General features: G+C 59.9%; 18 protein-coding genes and 2 tRNA genes. 7 read left to right on the top strand and 13 right to left on the bottom strand.

From position 1 onward, the window contains the following. Positions 1 to 163: 163 nt before the first annotated feature. The 4 genes from V7Q10_RS01815 to V7Q10_RS01800 all read left to right on the top strand — a co-directional run bounded on the left by V7Q10_RS01815 (position 164) and on the right by V7Q10_RS01800 (position 3,422). Positions 164 to 625, top strand: a complete 462-nt coding sequence (locus V7Q10_RS01815) for a peroxiredoxin (RefSeq protein ID WP_333867322.1) — start codon at positions 164 to 166, stop codon at positions 623 to 625. Then, entirely contained in the window at positions 625 to 1,434 is an 810-nt protein-coding gene (locus V7Q10_RS01810) for a ferritin-like domain-containing protein (RefSeq protein WP_333867321.1), read from the top strand. The genes V7Q10_RS01815 and V7Q10_RS01810 overlap by 1 nt, the downstream gene beginning before the upstream one ends. Positions 1,435 to 1,594: 160 nt before the next feature. After that, a complete protein-coding gene (locus tag V7Q10_RS01805; RefSeq protein WP_333867320.1) occupies positions 1,595 to 2,923 on the top strand; it encodes a M23 family metallopeptidase in 1,329 nt (442 codons plus the stop codon). Continuing rightward, positions 2,913 to 3,422 carry a bactofilin family protein gene (locus V7Q10_RS01800; protein WP_333867319.1) on the top strand — a complete coding sequence of 170 codons (510 nt, stop codon included), beginning with the start codon at positions 2,913 to 2,915 and terminating at the stop codon, positions 3,420 to 3,422. Before V7Q10_RS01805 ends, V7Q10_RS01800 begins: the two co-directional genes overlap by 11 nt. A gap of 52 nt (positions 3,423 to 3,474) precedes the next feature. Here V7Q10_RS01800 and V7Q10_RS01795 read toward each other — a convergent pair whose 3' ends face one another. From V7Q10_RS01795 to V7Q10_RS01775, 5 genes are all read right to left on the bottom strand, one after another. Further along, positions 3,475 to 4,251: a DUF2189 domain-containing protein gene (locus V7Q10_RS01795; RefSeq protein WP_333867318.1), complete on the bottom strand. Its 777-nt coding sequence runs from the start codon at positions 4,249 to 4,251 to the stop codon at positions 3,475 to 3,477. 70 nt (positions 4,252 to 4,321) lie between these two features. Further along, positions 4,322 to 5,449, bottom strand: a complete 1,128-nt coding sequence (gene prfB, locus V7Q10_RS01790; protein ID WP_333867317.1) for a peptide chain release factor 2 — start codon at positions 5,447 to 5,449, stop codon at positions 4,322 to 4,324. A gap of 73 nt (positions 5,450 to 5,522) precedes the next feature. Continuing rightward, a complete protein-coding gene (locus V7Q10_RS01785) occupies positions 5,523 to 8,075 on the bottom strand; it encodes a penicillin-binding protein 1A (protein ID WP_333867316.1) in 2,553 nt (850 codons plus the stop codon). A gap of 113 nt (positions 8,076 to 8,188) precedes the next feature. Beyond that, on the bottom strand, positions 8,189 to 9,388 hold the full coding sequence (locus V7Q10_RS01780) for an N-acetylmuramoyl-L-alanine amidase (protein WP_333867315.1): 1,200 nt from the start codon (positions 9,386 to 9,388) through the stop codon (positions 8,189 to 8,191). 37 nt (positions 9,389 to 9,425) lie between these two features. Next, positions 9,426 to 10,568, bottom strand: coding sequence for a pyridoxal phosphate-dependent aminotransferase (locus V7Q10_RS01775; RefSeq protein WP_333867314.1), 1,143 nt, complete (start codon positions 10,566 to 10,568; stop codon positions 9,426 to 9,428). A gap of 86 nt (positions 10,569 to 10,654) precedes the next feature. Here V7Q10_RS01775 and V7Q10_RS01770 point away from each other — a divergent pair, with 86 nt between their 5' ends. Then, positions 10,655 to 11,410 (top strand): DsbA family protein, encoded by a 756-nt coding sequence (locus V7Q10_RS01770; protein WP_333867313.1) that lies wholly within the window; start codon positions 10,655 to 10,657, stop codon positions 11,408 to 11,410. Here V7Q10_RS01770 and ispG read toward each other — a convergent pair whose 3' ends face one another. The 4 genes from ispG to V7Q10_RS01750 form a co-directional block, all read right to left on the bottom strand. Further along, positions 11,411 to 12,526: a flavodoxin-dependent (E)-4-hydroxy-3-methylbut-2-enyl-diphosphate synthase gene (gene ispG, locus V7Q10_RS01765; protein ID WP_333867312.1), complete on the bottom strand. Its 1,116-nt coding sequence runs from the start codon at positions 12,524 to 12,526 to the stop codon at positions 11,411 to 11,413. It lies immediately after the preceding gene. Positions 12,527 to 12,613: 87 nt separating this feature from the next. Next, positions 12,614 to 13,825: a helix-turn-helix domain-containing protein gene (locus V7Q10_RS01760; protein ID WP_333867311.1), complete on the bottom strand. Its 1,212-nt coding sequence runs from the start codon at positions 13,823 to 13,825 to the stop codon at positions 12,614 to 12,616. Positions 13,826 to 13,939: 114 nt separating this feature from the next. Then, complete coding sequence (gene hemA, locus V7Q10_RS01755) at positions 13,940 to 15,163, bottom strand: 5-aminolevulinate synthase (RefSeq protein WP_333867310.1); 1,224 nt, start codon at positions 15,161 to 15,163, stop codon at positions 13,940 to 13,942. A 101-nt stretch (positions 15,164 to 15,264) separates the two neighbouring features. Further along, on the bottom strand, positions 15,265 to 15,660 hold the full coding sequence (locus V7Q10_RS01750) for a hypothetical protein (RefSeq protein WP_333867309.1): 396 nt from the start codon (positions 15,658 to 15,660) through the stop codon (positions 15,265 to 15,267). A gap of 101 nt (positions 15,661 to 15,761) precedes the next feature. On the opposite strand from V7Q10_RS01750, the gene V7Q10_RS01745 reads away from it, so the two are divergent. Further along, complete coding sequence (locus V7Q10_RS01745; RefSeq protein WP_333867308.1) at positions 15,762 to 17,132, top strand: M20/M25/M40 family metallo-hydrolase; 1,371 nt, start codon at positions 15,762 to 15,764, stop codon at positions 17,130 to 17,132. Continuing rightward, positions 17,129 to 17,572 carry a GNAT family N-acetyltransferase gene (locus V7Q10_RS01740; RefSeq protein ID WP_333867307.1) on the top strand — a complete coding sequence of 148 codons (444 nt, stop codon included), beginning with the start codon at positions 17,129 to 17,131 and terminating at the stop codon, positions 17,570 to 17,572. Before V7Q10_RS01745 ends, V7Q10_RS01740 begins: the two co-directional genes overlap by 4 nt. Here the strand turns inward: V7Q10_RS01740 and V7Q10_RS01735 are convergent. From V7Q10_RS01735 to V7Q10_RS01720, 4 genes are all read right to left on the bottom strand, one after another. Further along, the gene (locus V7Q10_RS01735; RefSeq protein WP_333867306.1) at positions 17,569 to 17,790 is read right to left on the bottom strand and encodes an RND transporter; all 222 of its coding nucleotides are present in this window, start codon (positions 17,788 to 17,790) and stop codon (positions 17,569 to 17,571) included. The genes V7Q10_RS01740 and V7Q10_RS01735 overlap by 4 nt on opposite strands. 137 nt (positions 17,791 to 17,927) lie before the next feature. Continuing rightward, positions 17,928 to 18,004: transfer RNA gene (locus V7Q10_RS01730), tRNA-Asp, on the bottom strand. Positions 18,005 to 18,195: 191 nt separating this feature from the next. Next, positions 18,196 to 18,272, bottom strand: a tRNA-Asp gene (locus V7Q10_RS01725). An 81-nt stretch (positions 18,273 to 18,353) separates the two neighbouring features. After that, positions 18,354 to 19,292, bottom strand: coding sequence for a pirin family protein (locus V7Q10_RS01720; RefSeq protein ID WP_333867305.1), 939 nt, complete (start codon positions 19,290 to 19,292; stop codon positions 18,354 to 18,356). Between the last annotated feature and the right edge of the window lie 69 nt (positions 19,293 to 19,361).

Genomic DNA, 19,361 nt, shown 5'->3' with positions numbered 1-19,361 from the left:
TTCTTGGCCCTGCCCTGTCATTCAGCCCTCATCTTCATGGCGTTGCGGCATTTTCGCCTAGGCTCTGCCGCAAGGTCGATCTTTGACTGCGGGCTTGCCTTTATCTTTGACGAAAGGCAACTAGATCGCACAGGGTCAACACCGAAAAGGCAAGGAGCCGCGCATGATTTCCATTGGTCAAACCGCCCCCGATTTCACTCTGCCGCGCGATGGCGGTGCGAATGTGACGCTTTCGGCCCTGCGCCCGCAAAAGGTTGTGCTGTATTTCTACCCCAAGGATGACACTTCGGGCTGCACGCTCGAGGCACAAGATTTCACCGCCGCCTTGGCCGATTTTCAAGCCGCAGGCTGCACAGTGATCGGCGTGTCAAAAGACAGCGTCGCGGCGCATGACAAGTTTTGCAAGAAATACGGCTTGGGCATTGTGCTTGCCTCGGATGCCGAGGGTTCGGTCTGCGAAGACTACGGCGTGTGGAAAGAAAAAAGCATGTATGGCAAAACCTATATGGGCATCGAACGCACCACGGTGCTGATCGATGCCAAGGGCCAGATCGCGCAAATCTGGGCCAAGGTGAAGGTCAAGGGCCATGCAGCCGAGGTGCTTGCCGCCGTGCAGGCGCTGTGATGCAAAGCTTGGCGGCCCGCGCGGTCGAGGTTCTAAGCACCGCGGATGGCCGCGCCAAAACCGCGCTGTCGCATGCCCATGCGGCGGCATGGCGCGCGGCGCGGGCAGCGGGGGATGCGATGCCGGTGGGCCAAGCCAGCCCGCCGCAGCGCCCCGCCCGCCCTGCCAAGCCCGATCTGTTAGACCCGCGCGATGTGCCGCGCCGCCGCTCTAACACCGCCAGCGGACGGCTGGCGCTGCTGCATGCCGTCGCCCATATCGAGCTGAACGCAGTCGATCTGCATTGGGATATGGTCGCGCGCTTTGCAGATCAGCCGATGCCCTTGGGCTTTTATGACGATTGGGTGCAGGCGGCAGATGACGAATCCAAACATTTCAACCTGATGTGCGATTGTCTTGAGGCAGCGGGCAGCCATTACGGTGCGATGCCCGCGCATGCCTTTATGTGGCAGGCCGCCGAAGACACCGCAGATGACTTTCTGGGCCGACTTGCCGTGGTGCCAATGGTGCTGGAGGCGCGGGGGTTGGATGTCACCCCCGGCATGATCGCCCTGTTCACCAAGGCCGGCGACACCGCAGCAGTCAGCGCGCTGGAGACGATTTACGCCGAAGAGGTCGCCCATGTCGCCTATGGCTCGAAATGGTTCAACTGGCTTTGTGGGCGTGCGGGACATGACCCGAAACCGGTGTTTCATAAACTTGTACGACAGTATTTCCACGGCAGCCTAAAGCCACCCTTCAACACCGAAAAGCGCGCCGAAGCCGGATTGCCTCCCGATTTCTACTGGCCCTTGGTGGAAAAAGCCTAGGGAAAATCGGCGGTTTTCTGCCCAAGCTGGCGGCTTTCCGCCTTGGGCTTTTGAAAATTGGTCAAAATTCTTGCCACCCCCCCTGCCTGATGGCTAATCAGACGGCAGCCAGTAAGGCGAGAAAAGCAACAAGCCAATTTTTAGAACGGAATCTCAGCGCGTGATCAATACACTGGCCTACCGCATAAATCTGGTGCTGGAGCGGCATTTGCCGGAACAAAGGTTGTTCCTCAAATCCGATACCGAGACGCGGTTTATCCGGTTGCGGCCAGCGACTCAGGCCATCGCAATCACCTTTGGCTCGATGGCTTTGGCTTGGACCATTCTTGCCACCGCGATTTTACTGATGGACTCAATCTCTGCGGGCACATCGCGCACGCAGATTGCGCGCCAACAAATGCTGTATGAACAGCGCCTTACCTCGCTTTCTGCCGATCTTGACCTGCGCTCGGAAGAGGCCGCCTCGGCGCAAGACCGCTTTAACCTTGCTTTGGCGCAGGTCTCCGAGATGCAGGCGCGCTTGCTGGCATCAGAGGACCGCCGCCGCGAATTGGAAACCGGCATCGAGGTGATCCAGAACACGCTGCGCGGCACCATTGCGCAGCGCGATGACGCCCGCGCCCAGATCGCCAGCCTGAGCGCCGAACAAGGCAGCGGGCGCAACGATCAAGAGCGGCTGCGCGACAGCGAGGCCACGGTTGAATTTCTCAGCTCGAGCCTTGGCTCGGTTGCAACCGAACGCGACCAAATCGAGGGCGTTGCGGCCAAAGCCGATGAACGCGTGGCCGCCGTTGTAAAACAAAAACAAGACCTTGAAGCACAAAACGACGAGATCTTCACCAAGCTGGAAGAGGCCCTGACGGTCTCGGTTGAACCGCTGGAAAAGATGTTCAAGAAGGCCGGGCTGTCGCCAGACGAGCTGCTGTCCTCGGTGCGCAAGGGCTACAGCGGCGCAGGTGGGCCGCTCTTGCCGATATCCTTCTCGACAAAAGGGCAGCCGCCCTCGCGCGATGCCCTGCGTGCCAATGCCATTCTGGAAGGGCTGGATACCATCGGCCTTTACCGGCTGGCGGCCTTTAAGACCCCCTTTGCCATGCCCGTAAAAGATCGGGTGCGGATGTCATCGGGATTTGGCCGCAGGAACGATCCGATCAACGGCACGCGCAAAATGCACGAGGGCCAGGATTTTGCTGGCGCTTACGGCACCGCAATCTATGCCACCGCCGATGGCACCGTGGTTCATGCCGGTTGGGAAAGCGGCTATGGCCAGCTGATCCGCATCAAACACGCCTTTGGGCTTGAGACACGTTTTGGCCATCTGTCCAAGATCCGCGTCCAAGTTGGTCAAAAGGTATCGCGCGGCGACCGGATCGGTGATATGGGCAACACAGGCCGGTCTACTGGCACACATCTTCACTACGAGATCCGTCTTGGCGGGTCTGCGATCAATCCGATGACCTTCATAAAGGCAGCGACCAATGTTTTCTAAAAGCCGCATCAACGAGCCGGGCCCGAAAGCCGGCGAAACCGAAAAGCCAAAAGCCGCGGAGGCCCCTGTGAGCAAACCAACGATGGATTTCACCCCCTCTGCGCCCAAGGGCAAAGTTGCGGCATCTGTCTTGTCAGCGGATCTGACCGTGGTCGGCAATCTGCGCACCACGGGTGACATTCAGGTTGAAGGCACCGTCGAAGGCGATATCCGCGCGCATTTGCTGACCGTGGGCGAAACCGCCACCATCCGCGGCGAAATCGTCGCCGATGATATCGTGGTCAATGGCCGCGTGATCGGCCGTGTCCGCGGGCTGAAAGTGCGTCTGACCTCGACCGCACGGGTCGAAGGCGACATCATCCACAAGAGCATTGCAATCGAATCGGGTGCGCATTTCGAAGGCTCGGTTCAGCGTCAGGACGATCCTTTGGCGACTGGCCGCACCCCTGCGCCACAAAGCCGCGTCATCACGCAACCAGCAGAACCTGTCGAAGAATAAGCGGCACCAGCAGCTGCAAGACAGGCGCAAGGGGCAACCTTTGCGCCTTTTGTTATGGCTGATCCCAAGCAATCGCGCGCCGATACAGGTGCCACGAGGCATGGCCAAACAGCGGCAGCACCACAAACAGCCCCAGAAACCCCGGCAGCATCGCAGCAAAACTGGCCGCAGCAATCAGCGCGCCCCAGCCCAGCATCACCAAAGGGCTTTCGCGCACCACCGCAAAAGAGGTCAGCATCGCGGTGACAAAATCGACTTCGCGCGCCAATAGCATTGGCAGGCTGACCACCGTCAGCGAAAACAGCAATGTTGAAAAAATAGCCCCCACCGCCGTGCCCACCACCAGCATGCTTAACCCCGCAGGCGTGGCAAAGACCGTGAGGGAATTCGAGATATTGGTCATCACCGCATTGCCCAGAAACAGCGCAAAGATCATATGCGCCAGAAAGTTCCAGAACAAAAAGAACACCACGATCACCGCGGCCATCGACGGGATCTGTCGATCCTTTTGCCGAAAGATCGCCCCCAGCACACCGCGCCAGTCCAAACGCTCGCCCGCCTCGATCCGGCGCGAGACCTCGTAAAGACCGCAGGCGACAAAGGGCCCCAAGATCGGAAAGCCCGCACTGGCCGGCAGCGTCCACCACAGCGCGCCCTTGGTGGTAAAGGCGCCGTACAACAGCCAACCGCCCAAGACATAGACACCGGCAAAGAACAGCCCATAAAGCGGCGCTTTGGTGAAATCGGACCAACCGGCGGCAAGGGCCGCGCGCAAGTCACTGGTCTCGACATGCAAGACCTCTGGCCGGTCGGCCTGTTTTTCTGTCATCGTCGCCTCCGCTTTGCTTTAGCCTAAGCGCGCAGGGGGCGATTTTGAAAGATGTATTTAGAATATGGCTTTAGTCATCAGCATTGGCTTCTTCGCGCGACTTGCCCGCGACGCCCATGGCCAGGGTTGCAGCCATAAAGCGGTCGATATTGCCATCGAGCACGCCTGCCGTGTCCGAGGTTTCCTCGCCGGTGCGCAGGTCTTTCACCATCTGATAGGGCTGCAAGACATAAGACCGGATCTGGTTGCCCCAGCCCGCATCGCCCTTGTTTTCGTGCTGAGCGTTGATCGCTGCGTTGCGCTTGTCCAGTTCCACCTGATAAAGCCGCGCCTTCAGCGCGATCATACAGGCTTCGCGGTTCTGGTGCTGCGATTTCATCGAAGAGGTCACCACGATATTGGTCGGCAAGTGGGTGATCCGCACCGCCGAGTCGGTGGTGTTAACGTGCTGCCCGCCAGCACCCGACGAGCGATAGGTATCAATGCGGATATCGCGGTCGGGGATGTCGATCTCGATATTGTCATCCACCACCGGATAGACCCAGACCGAGCTGAACGAGGTATGCCGCCGCGCCGCCGAATCAAAGGGCGAGATCCGCACAAGCCGATGAACGCCACTTTCCGACTTAAGCCAGCCATAGGCGTTCTTGCCCGAAATCTTATAGGCGGCAGAGCGGATGCCCGCCTCGTCGCCATCGGTTTCCGATTGCAGCTCGACCTTATAGCCCTTTTTCTCGGCCCAACGCACATACATCCGCGCAAGGATCGAGGCCCAATCACAAGATTCGGTCCCCCCCGCACCGGCGTTGATTTCAAGGAAGGTGTCATTGCCATCGGCCTCGCCATCCAGCAAAGCCTCAAGTTCTTTGTTGCCCGCCAATTCCACCAAGGCTTTCAGCGACTTTTCAGCCTCGGTGATGATTTCGGCGTCGCCCTCTAACTCGCCCAGCTCGATCAGCTCGACATTGTCGCGCAAGCCGGTGTCGATCAGCTTATAGGTCGAAATCTGCTCAAGCAGGCCTTGGCGTTCGCGCATCAGCTTTTGCGCCCGCGCGGGATCGTTCCACAGATCGGGATTTTCGATCATGGCGTCGAATTCCTCAAGCCGGTGGCCTGCGGTTTCCAGATCCATCCGCTGCGCCAAAAGCTTCAGCGATTTGGTGATGGCATCGACATTGTTTTGCGTTTCGGCGCGCATAGGGTGCGTCCTTCAGGAACGAGAGTTTGGCCGCGTGATACAGGCTTGTCCCGCGCGCGGCAAGCGGCAGGCGTCAGTAAAGCCCGCCAGAGGAAAGTGTGCCAAAATCAGCCTTCTTGGGCACCGCCTTGCTGGTGCCATCCGAGGTGACAACCGTATCGACACCGTCGCCACGATCCACCTCGCCTTGGGCAAACAGCGGCAGGTTCGCGCCCATGGTAAAGCCGCCATCGACGATATTGCCAAAGGCCAGCATCGGGTCTTCGCCCTCGCGGAAGTATTCGGCCACCACATTTTCACCGCTGGCATCCGCCGCCAAAGGCGCACCGCTATAGCGGTCGATGTTTTGGAAATAGCCCCCCGCTGGCACCTTGAACGCCGTGCCGCCGCGCCGCTTGACCACCTCTTTCATGAATTCCTGAAAGATCGGCACACAAAGCGTGCCGCCATAAGCCCCCGGCCCCAACGTGCGCGGTTGGTCAAACCCCATATAGCAGCCTGCAACCGTGTTCGAAGTATAGCCAATAAACCACACATCCTTGGCGTCATTGGTGGTGCCGGTCTTGCCCGCCACCGGCACCGGCAGCTTGACCCCCGTGCCCGAGCCGCGCTGAATGACCCCCTGCATCATCGAGGTCAGCTGATAGGCGGTGATCGCATCCATCACACGCTCGCGGTTGGAGGTAATATTCACCCCCTGCCCCTGCGGCAGCCGTGGTGAGTTGCAATCGGTGCAGCTGCGCTGATCGTGGCGATATATCGTCTTGCCAAAGCGGTCTTGCACCCTGTCCACCAGCGTAGGTTCCACCCTCTCGCCACCATTGGCGAACATCGCATAGGCGGCGACCATCTTGTAAAGCGTGGTTTCCTGCGCGCCCAAAGCATTGGCCAGAACCTGCTGCAAGCTGTCATAGGCCCCGAATTTCTCGGCATAACTTGCCACCACATCCATGCCGATATCTTGCGCGATCCGAATGGTCATCAGGTTGCGCGATTGCTCGATGCCGGTGCGCATTGGCGTCGGACCATAGAATTTGTTTGACGAATTCTTTGGCGTCCACAGCCCCTGCGGCGTTTCAATCTCGATCGGCGCATCGACGACAATGGTGGCAGGGCTAAAGCCAGAATCAAGCGCTGCTGCATAGACAAAGGGTTTGAACGACGACCCTGGCTGCCGCGTGGCTTGGGTGGCGCGGTTAAACACCGAAGCCTGATAGCTAAAGCCGCCCTGCATCGACAGCACACGGCCGGTGTTGACATCCATCGCCATGAACCCGCCCTGCACCTCGGGCACTTGGCGCAGCGACCAGCGCAGCACAGCGCCGGTTTTGTCGTCGGTCAATTCGCGCAGCAAGACCACATCGCCCACCGCCAGAAGATCGGCTGCGGTCTTGGCCTTTGGCCCCAGCTTGCCCGCCTCCAGCCGCTTGCGGGCCCAAGTCACATCCTCGGCCGGCACCACCGCATCCTTGGGGCCATCCTCGACCCCAATCACCGCATCACTTTTGCCAAGCTTCAGCACCACACCAACATGCCAGCCCTCGACATCGCGCGGCAGATCGCGGGTCTCGGACAGCGCCTTACGCCAAGCCGCCTCATCGCCCAAAACATCGGTCGCGATCACCTTACCGGTGCCGCGCCAAACGCCCTGCGCGCGGTCGTATTTTTCTAGCCCGCGCCGCAGCGCCAACTGGGCAATAGATTGCAACTCGGGGTCCACCGTGGCGCGGATCGACAGCCCGCCGCCAAAGAATTCGCGCTCGCCAAAGGTGCCAGAAAGCTGGCGGCGAATCTCATCGGTGAAATAGCCCCGCGGCGGCAAAGACTGCCTAAACGCCGGATAATCGCCGTTCTGCACCGATTTCAACGGATCATTCAGCGAGATTTGCAGCATCGCCGCGTCGATAAAGCCGTTTTGATACATCTCGTTCAAAACATAATTGCGCCGATCGGTCAGGCGTTTCTTCTGCGACACGGGGTTATAATCCGAAGGCGCTTTCGGCATCGAGGCAAGCGTGGCGGCCTCTGCGGGCGTCAGCTGATCCAGCGTCTTGTTGAAATAGGTCTGCGCCGCGGCGGCCACCCCATAGGAATTCTGGCCCAGAAAGATCTCATTCAGGTAAAGTTCAAGGATTTTATCCTTGGAAAGCGTCTGCTCCAACCGGCTGGCCAGGATAATTTCCTTAACCTTACGCTCGACCGAACGGCTGCCATCCAGCAAAAAGTTCTTCATCACCTGCTGGGTGATGGTCGAGGCCCCGCGCGCATTGCGCCCACCCGATTTGATCGCAGCCACCCCCGCCGCGATCATACCGGTGACATCATAGCCCTTGTGGGTGTAAAAATGCTTGTCTTCCGCCGAGATAAAGGCGTTTTTCACCAGATCGGGCACATCTTCAATCGGCACGAACAGCCGCCGCTCTTGCGCAAATTCGTCAATGATCCGCCCCTCGCCCGAATAAATCCGGCTGATGGTGGGGGGCGCATATTTGGCAAGGCTCTCGTGGCTCGGCAAATCCGCCGAATACATCCAAAAAATTGCACCGACCGTCAGAGCGCCGAACATCAGGCCCAGCGTGATGGTGGTAAAGATGCCCCCTAAAAAGGACCCAATAAATCTGATCACGCGACAAAACCCCTGCACTTCTTCGCGCTTATATACAAGCCTGCGGCCAAAGGTCAAAACACCTTGCCGCAAAGATCACCACAGCGGCAAAGCGCTGCCAAAATGTCGATGCCTCAGCGCAAAGGCAGGCTGCGGCGCGCCAGATCGTCGCTCGCCCAAGCCAGCAGCCCGGCGCGCAGCGCCTCTGCCATCGTCTGACGCCAGCCGCTGTCTTGCAACCGCGCAAGATCGGCTTGCGAGGATAAAAACCCCAGCTCCAACAGCAGCGACGGAATATCGGCCGATTTCAACACCGAAAAGCTCGCCTCTTGCTGCGGGTGACGGTGCATCGCCAAGCCTTTGGCCGCAATCGCCGCAACCAAAGCCTCTGACAACTTCGCCGTGCGCGGACTGGTCTGCGCGCGGGCCATATCCAACAAGACCTCGGCCACCAGATCATCTTGCTGGGCCAAATCCACACCTGCCAAAAGATCATCGCGGTCATGCCGCTCAGCCAAAGTCGCCGAGGCTGCATCATTGGCCGCAGCAGCCAAGCGGTAGACCGTAGCCCCCACCGCCTCGCCCTGCGCAATCGCATCGGCATGCAAAGACAAAAACACATCCGCCCCCGCCGCCCGCGCAATCGAAATCCGCTCCTCCAAAGGCACAAAGATATCGCTGTCGCGCGTCATCTGCACCGCAAACCTGCCATCGCGCAGCAGCACTTCCTTCAAATCGCGCGCAAATTGCAGCACCAAAGCCGCCTCCGACAGCCCATCCCGCTCGGCGCCTGGATCAAGCCCGCCATGCCCCGGATCCAGCACAACCTTGATAAGGCCCGCGTCGCGCTCGAAGGGCTGCGGCAAAATCACCGGCTTTGGCAGCGCCCAAGCACTTGGCTCGGGCAAAGCCGCCTCGGCGGCAAAAGCCACTGGCGTGCTCGGCTCCAAGCGCAGCGCCACCCGTGTTTGCCCGCCCTGCGTCTGCATCTGCGCGCGCGCCACCAACATCGGCTGGGTCAATTCAATTACCAAGCGCGACCATCCGGGCCGAAACACCCCCGCCCGCAGCGCGCCGATCTGTTCCGAGCGCACCGGCATCTGCGCCAACCCCGCCCAATCCACCTCGCGAAAATCCAGCACCAGCCGCATCGGATCATCCAAAACCCTGACCCGCCAAGGCACCGGCTGCGACAGCATAAGCTCCAGCTCCAGCCCCGCCCCCCGATCGACAATCTGCGAGCGCCCAGCCTCCAGACGCGCCAAAGCCGAAAGCTCTTGCGCCCCACAGGCCGAGGCCCAGATCATCAAACACAGGCTCAAAATTGCTTTCATCTTGGTCTAAATATCCCCGCCGGAGGCGAAAAGTAAATCACCGCTTTCCGCAATAGGCCTTCAACCGCGCCAAACCCTCAACAATATCTGCCGTCGCCCGCGCATAGGAAAACCGCAGTGTCTGCCCGCCGCGTTTGGCGTCGAAATCAAGCCCCGGCGTCACCGCCACCCCTGCTTTATGCAAGATATCGCGCGCAAAGGCCAAACTGTCCTCTGTCAGGTCCGAGACATCGGCATAAATATAAAACGCCCCATCCGGCGGCGCAATTTTGTCAAATCCCGCCTCGGGCAGGCCTTGCAGCATCAGGCGGCGGTTTTCGGCATAGATCGCGCGATTGGCCTCCAGCTCTGGTTCCGCCTGCAGGGCCGCCAGCGCCGCGATTTGGGCGACATGTGGCGCGCAGATGAACATATTCTGCGCCAAACGCTCGACGGTGCGCAGATGATCTTGTGGCACCACCATCCAGCCCACCCGCCAGCCGGTCATGCTGAAATATTTCGAAAAGCTGTTGATCACATAGACGTCATCGCTGATCTCAAGCGCCGAATGCGCGCGTGCGCCGTAATGCAGCCCGTGGTAAATCTCATCCGAGACAAAGGCGATGTCGCGGGCTTGGGCATAGCTGATCAGATCGGCCAAAGCGGCTTTGCTCAGCATCGTCCCCGAGGGATTGCCGGGCGAGGCGACGATCAGCCCGGCCATCTCGACCCCCTCCAGATCGGCAGGCACCGGCTGCAAGCGGTTGGTGGCAGAGGTCGCAATGCCCACAGGCTCCAGCGACAGCGCTTTCAAGATCTGGCGATACGACGGATAGCCCGGCTCGCCCAGCCCCACCCGATCGCCGGCCTCAAAAAGTGCGGTAAAGGCCAAAAGAAACGCGCCAGACGAACCCGAGGTGACAATCACCCGCTCGGGGTTCAGATCGACGCCATACCAGCGCTTATATAGATCCGCGATGCCGCGCCGCAGCTCTGGCAGGCCAAGCGCCATGGTATAGCCAAGGCTTTCAGACTGCATCGCCGCCGTCACCGCTTCGACCGCCACCGCAGGCGCACCGCTGCCGGGTTGACCCACCTCCATATGGATGATGTGGCGCCCCTCGGCCTCCAGCTTTGCAGCCTCGGCCACCATATCCATCACAATAAAGGCATCCACTTGGCCTCGGCTTGATCTTCGCATTCGACACCCCCTATGCTAAGGGCTGTATGTTCCCTCACCGCGCGCAAGGTCAAGCCTGCCCGCCGCCATCAGACAAAGGTCCGCCCATGCGTTTGCCCCAGATTGCTGCCCTCCTGACCTCTGCCTGCCTGATCGCCGCCCCCGCCCTTGCCGGCGGTTTGGGCGACATGACCGATGCCGAACGCGCCGCTTTTCGCGCCGAGGTGCGCAGCTATCTGATCGAAAACCCCGAAGTCATGGTCGAGGTGATGACCGAGCTGCAAGCCCGCCAAGACCAAGCCGCCTCGGCCAATGAGGCGCAGCTTTTGGTCACCTATAAGGACGATCTGTTTGCCGACAGCCATTCTTGGGTCGGCGGCAATCCTGACGGCGACATCACGCTGGTTGAATTCATGGATTACCGCTGCGGCTATTGCCGCAAGGCCTATGAAGAGGTCGAACAACTGGTGAAAGCCGATGGCAACATCCGCTTGATTTTCAAAGAATATCCGATCTTGGGCGAAGATTCGACGATCTCGTCGCGCTTTGCCATCGCGGTGCTGCAACTTCATGGCAATGAGGCCTATAAAAAGGCGCATGACGCGCTAATCACCCTGCGCGGCAAACCTGATGCGCCCACTTTGACCAAACTCGCCGCCGATCTGGGCTTTGACGGGGCCGAGGTGGTGGCCAAAATGGGTTCGGATGAGGTCAGTGCGGTGATCGCGAAAAATCAGGATCTTGGCAGCAAAATGCAGATCTCGGGCACCCCGACCTTTGTTATTCAGGGCAGCCTGTTGCGCGGCTATGTGCCCTTGGACGGCATGCAGCAGATCGTGGCAGACGAGCGTAAAAAGGGCTGATCACACGGGCTTGGCGGCCTCTAGCTCGGCCGCCTTTTTCTCGACCTGCTCGACAATGTGATCGACCATTGCTTCGTTGCTCAGCTTGTGGCTTTGCTTGCCGGCCAAATAAACCATGCCCGAGCCTGCGCCGCCGCCGGTAAAGCCGATGTCGGTCATCAAAGCCTCGCCGGGGCCATTGACCACGCAGCCGATGATCGACAGGCTTAGGCTGGTGGTGATATGGGCCAGCCGGTCTTCAAGTGCCGAGACGGTTTTGATCACATCAAACCCCTGCCGCGCGCAAGACGGGCAAGAGATGATCGTGACACCGCGATGCCGCAGCCCCAGCGATTTCAAGATCTCGAAGCCGACCTTGACCTCTTCGACCGGATCGGCCGACAGGCTGACGCGAATGGTGTCGCCAATCCCCATCCACAACAGATTGCCCAGCCCGATGGCGGATTTGACCGTGCCTGACACCAGACCACCGGCTTCGGTGATGCCCAGATGGATCGGCGCATCGGTGGCCCCTGCCAATTGCTGATAGGCGGCCGCAGCCATAAACACATCCGAGGCCTTGACCGAGATTTTATAGTCGCGAAAGTCGTTATCTTCGAGCAGGCGAATATGATCCATGCCGGATTCGACCATCGCATCGGGGCAAGGCTCGCCGTATTTGTCCAGCAGATGCTTTTCCAACGACCCCGCATTGACGCCAATGCGGATTGAACAGCCATGATCCTTGGCCGCTTGCACCACATCGCGCACGCGGCGCGCATCGCCAATATTGCCCGGATTGATCCGCAGACAGGCCGCACCGGCCTCGGCGGCCTCGATGGCGCGTTTGTAGTGGAAATGGATGTCGGCCACGATGGGCACCGGCGATTCGCGCACGATTTCGCGCAGCGCGCGGGTGCTGTCTTCATCCGGTGTCGAGACCCGCACAATGTCAGCCCCCGCCACAGCGCAGCGCTGGATCTGTTCGATGGTGGCCGCGATATCGGTTGTTAGGGTGTTGGTCATGGTCTGCACCGAGATCGGCGCATCGCCGCCCACCAAGACTTTGCCCACCTTGATCTGCCGCGACACGCGCCGCTCGATGTTGCGCCAAGGGCGGATCGGGTTATGGGTCATGGCGGGCTCCTTCTGCTTTGCCTATAGATAGACATGCAAAAGCCTCGGAGCAACTGTCCGAGGCTGTTTGCAGCATAACTCTTACGGTTATTCCGAAGCAGGCGGGGTCAGACCGGCTGCATCAGCGACATTGACGAATTGCGCCAAGTCGGCGTCGCCAGAAATATCGGCAGCGGCATAGGTTTGGGTCAGCGCCTCGGCCGAAAGGGCGACGTTCTTGACCACAGCCGCCCCAGGCGAGGCCGGACCAAAGGTTTGGCCGTTAACCACGAAATAGATCGAGCCGGAATTGCCTGCCCGCAGCAAGGCCGCTTCTTGCAACTGCGGCACGGCATAACGTTCGCCCGCATTCAGGATCTTTTCAAACAGCACTGTGCCATCCGCCGCCGAGACCCGTACCCAAGACGGGCGCACCGCCAAAAGCTCGACCCCCGGCTTGGCGGCCGCAACCACCTGCACCGCATCCTCGATGGCTTGTTTGCTGCTGGTATCAGCTTCGGCGGTGGCCAGTTCGACCAGCTGCGTGCCCATCATCCGCGGATTGATTGCCGAGATCGGGCCGTCGCGCGCGATCATCACCGGAGCGGCCAAGGCCTCGGGGCGATAAAGCCGGTCCAAGGGATCGGCAACCGGCGCATTGGCATCCATCGCCAACTGCTGCAAAGGCGTCGCAGCCACTGCCGGTGCAGCAGGGGTAACATTGGCCAGCGGATCAATCTCGGCCACCACCACCGGTGCTTGATCGACCGGCGCCAATTGCACGCGCTGCACCTCTTGCAGCACCGACCAAGCCCCATAGCCCAAAGCCCCGATCAAAGCGATCAGCACCGCAAAAGACCCAATTGCCCCGGGCTCGAGGCGAGAGAACAGATTTTGCCGCGGCGGAATAAAGGCGGGATTTACCTGCGCAAACGGATCACGCTCTTCCAAGGTTTGCCGCGCCCGCATTGCGGTCAGCGATGCCGAAGAGGCCGCCGCAGACATGCCATGCGCCACTTCAAACTTAGCCTCATGGCAGAACTTTGAAAAGGCCGCGTCCGGGTCCATACCCAGATAGCGCGCATAAGACCGCACATAGCCCGCAATAAACCCAGGGGTTTCAAACGCAGAGACATCAGCGTTTTCAATCGCCGCAATATAGGTGGCTTTGATCTTGAGATCGCGCTGAATATCCAGCAGGCTTTTGCCCAAAGTCGCGCGCTCACCGCGCATCAGGTCACCCAAGCGCAGCTCGAAGTCGTCAAAGCCCTTAGGCTTCATCTCTTCGGGTGCCGGAGCCGAAATTCTCCGCCCAATCATGCGATGCGCCCCATAATTGCCCGCTGCCCCTACTCAACCAAAAAAGCGTTTCTGATTTTGTCTATTGACGGAAAATTAACACAGAGCAAGCGATTCTACATATGGATAGCATGCTTAGGCCGAGATTTCGGCGCGATTCAGCGCACAGTGCTGCCACAGCTCGTCCATCGCCTTCACAAGTCGATCAATTTGCTGTGAATCATGCACCGGCGAGGGCGTAAACCGAAGCCGTTCGGTGCCGCGCGGCACGGTCGGAAAGTTGATCGGCTGCACATAGATGCCAAAGCCTTCCAGCAGCATATCGGACAAAAGCTTACAATGGATTGGGTTTCCGACATGCACAGGCACAATATGTGAGCCATGGTCGATGATCGGCAGGCCCATGCCCTTTAGCCGCAACTTAAGGATTTTCGCATTGGTCTGCTGTTCGTCGCGCAAATATTGCGCGGTTTTCAGCACCCGAACCGAGGCCGCAGCGCCTGCTGCAACCGCAGGTGGAAGCGAGGTGGTGAAGATAAAACCAGGAGCGTAAGAGCGCACCGCATCCACCATCTTGGCGCTGGCCGCGATATAGCCACCGAACACACCATAGGCCTTGGCAAGGGTGCCGTTGATGATGTCGATTCGCCCCATCAGCCCGTCACGCTCGGCCACCCCTGCCCCGCGCGGGCCATACATGCCCACCGCATGCACCTCGTCGATATAGGTCAGCGCGTTGAACTCATCGGCCAGATCGCAGATGCCTTTGATCGGGCCAAAATCGCCATCCATCGAATAGATCGACTCAAACGCAATCAGCTTAGGCGTCGCCGGATCATCGGCCGCCAGCAATTCGCGCAGATGCGCCAAATCGTTGTGCCGGAAAATCCGCTTGGCCCCGCCATTGCGCCGCACGCCTTCGATCATCGAGGCATGGTTCAGCGCATCGGAATAGATGATCAGCCCCGGAAACAGCTTGGGCAGCGTCGAAAGCGTGGCATCATTGGCGATATAGGCCGAGGTGAAAATCAGCGCCGCTTCTTTTTGGTGCAGATCGGCAAGTTCAGCCTCAAGGCGTTTGTGATAAACCGTGGTGCCGGAAATATTGCGGGTGCCGCCCGAGCCTGCGCCCGTGGCCTCTAGTGCTTCGTGCATCGCGGCCAGAACCGCGGGGTGCTGGCCCATGCCCAGATAGTCATTGCCGCACCAAACCGTGATATCGGCCTCGCTGCCATCGGGTTTGCGCCAGATCGCATGCGGATAGGCGCCCTGACGCCGCTCGATATCAATAAAGGTGCGATAGCGGCCTTCGCTGTGCAAATGGCCAATCGCAGTCTCAAGAGCGGCATCATAATTCATAGCAGTCTCCAGTTCCTCTTCAGCGATCTAATGCGATGGCTGAACCTTGCCTTGATGTGTATCAACAAAGGCTTGAGAAAAAGAGGGCAAATTGCCACCCCCTAGTTTTTTGGGCCGATTTCCAGCAAAAGCACGCAAGGCGACGTGGTGCTGCGCGCACTGTTGCAAGCGTCAAGCGCCGCAGTTGCCGCCGCTGCCGCATCGGGCAGATCAGACAGCGCTTTGGCCGAAGCCACCGGCGCGCCGTCTTTGATAAAGCCCTCCTCTGGGGCCGCGGCCATCGCCGCAAAGCCTTGGGAATTGGGCACAAACAGCGCCAAAGCGTCTTTGTTGCTGGCCACCAAACGCAGGGTCGCAAGCTCGGTCGCGTCTAGGAAGGGCTGCACATGCAGCGTGATCGCGCTGGCCCCAAGCGTGGTCGTCTCGGTTGCGATGTCTTGGGCCAAGGCGGGTGCCGCCAAAAGCATAAACACCGCCGCAAGATAGGTTTTTTGCATCAGAGCCTCCGGTTTTTCTGCCTTTTAGCGCAAGCCCGCAGCGCTGGACAGTCCCCGCGCCCGCGCCTAGGCTTGAATTTGCCGTGACCAAGGAGCCCCTCATGTCGCTTGACGCTGTCCTCGCCCGTATTGATGCCGACCTGCCGCAATCGCTGGACCGATTGCTGGATCTTTTGCGCATTCCGTCGATTTCCACCGACCCCGCCTTTAAGCCCGACTGCGCGCGTGCCGCCGATTGGCTGGTGGCCGAGCTGCAAGAACTGGGGTTTGACGCCTCGGCCCGCGCCACCCCCGGCCATCCGATGGTGGTGGCCCATGGCGGCAGCGGCGACAAACACCTGCTGTTTTATGGCCATTACGACGTGCAACCCGTTGATCCGCTGTCGCTTTGGGATCGCGACCCCTTTGATCCTGAAATCCAAGACACCGCCAAAGGCCGCGTTATTCGCGCGCGGGGGGCCTCGGATGACAAGGGCCAGTTGATGACCTTTCTCGAGGCGTGTCGCGCGTGGAAAGCGGTCAATGGCAGCCTTCCTGCCAAGCTGACGATCTTTTTTGAAGGCGAAGAAGAATCCGGCTCGCCCAGCCTTATTCCTTTCTTGCAAGACAATGCTGCCGAGCTGCGCGCCGATATTGCGCTGATCTGTGACACCGGGCTTTTCGCCGATACCGCCCCTGCGATCGTCACCATGTTGCGCGGTCTTTTGGGCGAGGAAATGACCATCCATGCCGCCAACAAAGACCTGCATTCGGGCATGTATGGCGGGGCTGCGCAAAACCCCATCCGGGTTCTGACCCGGATTTTGGGCAAGATGCACGACGATCAGGGCCATATCACCATCCCACATTTCTATGACGGGGTGACAGAGCTGCCGGATGCGATTCGCCAGCAATGGCAAAGCCTTGCCTTTGATCACGCGGCGTTTTTGGCAGGCGTCGGCCTGTCGGTTCCGGCAGGCGAGCAAGACCGCACCCCGCTCGAGATGATCTGGTCGCGCCCCACCGCCGAGATCAATGGCATCTGGGGCGGCTATACCGGCGACGGCTTTAAAACCGTGCTGCCGGCCGAGGCGCATGCCAAAGTCTCGTTCCGGCTGGTGGGCGATCAAGACCCCGATGCCCTGCGCAAACACTTTCGCGCTTGGGTCGAGGCGCAGCTGCCCGCCGATTGCCGCATTGAATGGAAAGACCACGGCAATTCGCCCGCAGGCGTGATGGCGATTGACGATCCGGCCTTCGAGATGGCGCGGGCTGGCCTGACCGAGGAATGGGGGCGTGCGGCGGCCTATGTCGGCTGCGGCGGCTCGATCCCGATTGCGGGCTATTTCAAGACCTATCTGGGCATGGATGCGCTGCTGATGGGCTTTGGCCGCGATGACGATCAAATCCACAGCCCGAATGAGAAATACGATCTAGAGTGTTTCCACAAAGGCATCCGGTCTTGGGCGCGTATTTTGGCGAAACTGTCATGAGCCTGCAAATCAGAGACGCGGTTGCCAGCGATCAGGCCGCTTGGCGCGGGCTGTGGCAGGGGTTTTTAGACTTTTACGCCACCGATCTGCCCGAAGAGATCACCGCCTTTACTTGGGCGCGGCTGATCGACCCCGCGCATCCGATGACGGTGCGGCTGGCCTTTGACGGCGAGGCCCTGCTGGGCTTTGCCATTCATCACCACCATTGCTCGACTTGGGTAATGGGGGATGATTGCTATCTGGAAGACCTGTTTGTGACCGCCGAAGCGCGCGGCAAAGGCGTGGGGCGCGCGCTGATTGAAGATCTGAAAAGCCTTGCGAAATCAAAGGGCTGGAACAGGCTTTACTGGCACACGGATGAAAACAACGCCACCGCCCGCAAACTTTATGACAGCTTTGCGCCAAGCGATGGCCATATCCGCTATCGCATCCGGCTTTAGCCCTTTTGCAGCGCCGCCCGCAGCAGTTTTGCCGCCAGCAAGACAAAGGGGGCGGCGTGCATCAAAAGATCAAAGATATCAACGGGCTTCACCAGATTGCCCGCGACAAGCATCTTCAGCTTTTCCCAGATATGCGGCTCGGGGAAAAACGGTGCCAGCCCCAGCGTCAGACAGGCCAGAATCAGAAGGTTCAGCGGGATTTGGTCAAGATAGGCCATGGCAGTCCTTTGCGGTTTGGTCTGGGGTTACACCATATTCAAAACCTTGCATATGGGAAATCCGCAGAATCTGACGGGCGTTTTGCCGCAAGCCCCCAGAAACACAAAAGCCAGCCCGAAGGCTGGCGTTTTGCAAATGGCGCGGTGGACGGGGCTCGAACCCGCGACCCCCGGCGTGACAGGCCGGTACTCTAACCAACTGAGCTACCACCGCGCGATTGCTGGCTGATTAGGCGATGCGCTGGGGGGCGTCAAGCCCAAAAGCAGAGAGATCGTCCAGCAAGGCGCGGTTATTTCAGCGCCGCAAGTTTTGCCGCGAAACGACGCGCGTGGCTGCAAGACAGAATAGAATCAAAGGCTTGAAATGCAAAAGGCCTCTGCTTGCGCAGAGGCCTTTTATGCAAATGGCGCGGTGGACGGGGCTCGAACCCGCGACCCCCGGCGTGACAGGCCGGTACTCTAACCAACTGAGCTACCACCGCCGCTTTGCCCCCGATTGCTCGGGTGTGGAGGGGTATTACGCAAGCGCCTCTGCGGCGTCAAGCGGCTTTCGTGACGGTTTTTCAACGATCTGGCGCGGGAATAAATTCGGCGTCATCTTCTGGGGGCAATTTAAAGCGGCCATGCGCCCAATCGCCAGCGCGCCAAGCCTCTTTTGCGGCCTGCAAGCGGTCTTGCGAAGAGGCCACAAAGTTCCACCAGATATAGCGCGGCCCCTCCATCGTGGCGCCGCCCAGCAGCATCAGCCGCGCGCCCTGCGGCCCTGCCTTGACCGAGATATTGTCCAAGGGGCGAAACACCAGCATCGCCCCCGCTGCATGGGTTTGCCCGCCCTGCGACACCTCGCCCGACAGAATATAGACGCCGCGGTCTTCGTGATTGTCGGGCAGCGGCAGGCTTGCGTGCGGGGCAAGCGTGGCATCGGCATAAAAGGTCTCGGTCGAAAGCGGCAAATCGACCGAGGCCCCCCATGCCGCCCCCAGAATCAGCCGCACGGTTTTGCCCTCGGCCTCGAGCAGCGGCAAAGCGCTTTGCGGGCGGTTGTGAAAGCTTGCGGGCGCATCCTCATCGGCAAGGCTCGAGGCCAGCCAGGTTTGCAGGCCAAACATCGTCAGCGGCGCCTGCCGCGCCGCGCCATCGGTGCGTTCGGAATGGGTAATGCCGTGGCCTGCGGTCATCAGATTGACCTCGCCCGGGGTGATCCAGGCATCGGTGCCCAAAGAATCGCGGTGATGCAGCGCGCCCTGCATCAGATAGGTGACGGTCGACAGGCCAATATGCGGGTGCGGGCGCACATCAATGCCCTGCCCCGTTAAAAACTCTGCCGGTCCCATCTGATCAAAGAAAATAAACGGTCCCACCATCTGCCGCTGAGTCGAGGGCAGCGCGCGGCGCACCTCGAACCCGCCCAGATCACGCGCGCGCGGGATAATCACGGTCTCAATCGCATCAATCTGCGCGCCATGCGGCACCTGCGCATCCAACAGTGGGTTCCAACTCATCGCAAAGCCTCCGGTTACTGGCGTCCAGTATAGGGCAAACTGCGGCCGATGACCCTGCGCATTTGCGCG

It is taken from the genome of Cypionkella sp. (assembly GCF_036782355.1).
GTDB lineage: Bacteria > Pseudomonadota > Alphaproteobacteria > Rhodobacterales > Rhodobacteraceae > Cypionkella.
This window is presented reverse-complemented; position numbering and strand designations above follow the sequence as displayed.

What these genes read in the sequence shown, in the direction of transcription:
- V7Q10_RS01740 (WP_333867307.1), top strand. Translation starts at nt 17,129, where the DNA reads ATGAGCCTGCAAATCAGAGACGCGGTTGCCAGCGATCAGGCCGCTTGG.
- V7Q10_RS01720 (WP_333867305.1), bottom strand. Translation starts at nt 19,292, where the DNA reads ATGAGTTGGAACCCACTGTTGGATGCGCAGGTGCCGCATGGCGCGCAG.
- V7Q10_RS01795 (WP_333867318.1), bottom strand. Translation starts at nt 4,251, where the DNA reads ATGACAGAAAAACAGGCCGACCGGCCAGAGGTCTTGCATGTCGAGACC.
- V7Q10_RS01750 (WP_333867309.1), bottom strand. Translation starts at nt 15,660, where the DNA reads ATGCAAAAAACCTATCTTGCGGCGGTGTTTATGCTTTTGGCGGCACCC.
- V7Q10_RS01810 (WP_333867321.1), top strand. Translation starts at nt 625, where the DNA reads ATGCAAAGCTTGGCGGCCCGCGCGGTCGAGGTTCTAAGCACCGCGGAT.
- V7Q10_RS01745 (WP_333867308.1), top strand. Translation starts at nt 15,762, where the DNA reads ATGTCGCTTGACGCTGTCCTCGCCCGTATTGATGCCGACCTGCCGCAA.
- V7Q10_RS01760 (WP_333867311.1), bottom strand. Translation starts at nt 13,825, where the DNA reads ATGATTGGGCGGAGAATTTCGGCTCCGGCACCCGAAGAGATGAAGCCT.
- V7Q10_RS01735 (WP_333867306.1), bottom strand. Translation starts at nt 17,790, where the DNA reads ATGGCCTATCTTGACCAAATCCCGCTGAACCTTCTGATTCTGGCCTGT.
- prfB (WP_333867317.1), bottom strand. Translation starts at nt 5,449, where the DNA reads ATGCGCGCCGAAACGCAAAACAATGTCGATGCCATCACCAAATCGCTG.
- V7Q10_RS01815 (WP_333867322.1), top strand. Translation starts at nt 164, where the DNA reads ATGATTTCCATTGGTCAAACCGCCCCCGATTTCACTCTGCCGCGCGAT.
- V7Q10_RS01775 (WP_333867314.1), bottom strand. Translation starts at nt 10,568, where the DNA reads ATGCGAAGATCAAGCCGAGGCCAAGTGGATGCCTTTATTGTGATGGAT.
- V7Q10_RS01770 (WP_333867313.1), top strand. Translation starts at nt 10,655, where the DNA reads ATGCGTTTGCCCCAGATTGCTGCCCTCCTGACCTCTGCCTGCCTGATC.
- ispG (WP_333867312.1), bottom strand. Translation starts at nt 12,526, where the DNA reads ATGACCCATAACCCGATCCGCCCTTGGCGCAACATCGAGCGGCGCGTG.
- hemA (WP_333867310.1), bottom strand. Translation starts at nt 15,163, where the DNA reads ATGAATTATGATGCCGCTCTTGAGACTGCGATTGGCCATTTGCACAGC.
- V7Q10_RS01800 (WP_333867319.1), top strand. Translation starts at nt 2,913, where the DNA reads ATGTTTTCTAAAAGCCGCATCAACGAGCCGGGCCCGAAAGCCGGCGAA.
- V7Q10_RS01780 (WP_333867315.1), bottom strand. Translation starts at nt 9,388, where the DNA reads ATGAAAGCAATTTTGAGCCTGTGTTTGATGATCTGGGCCTCGGCCTGT.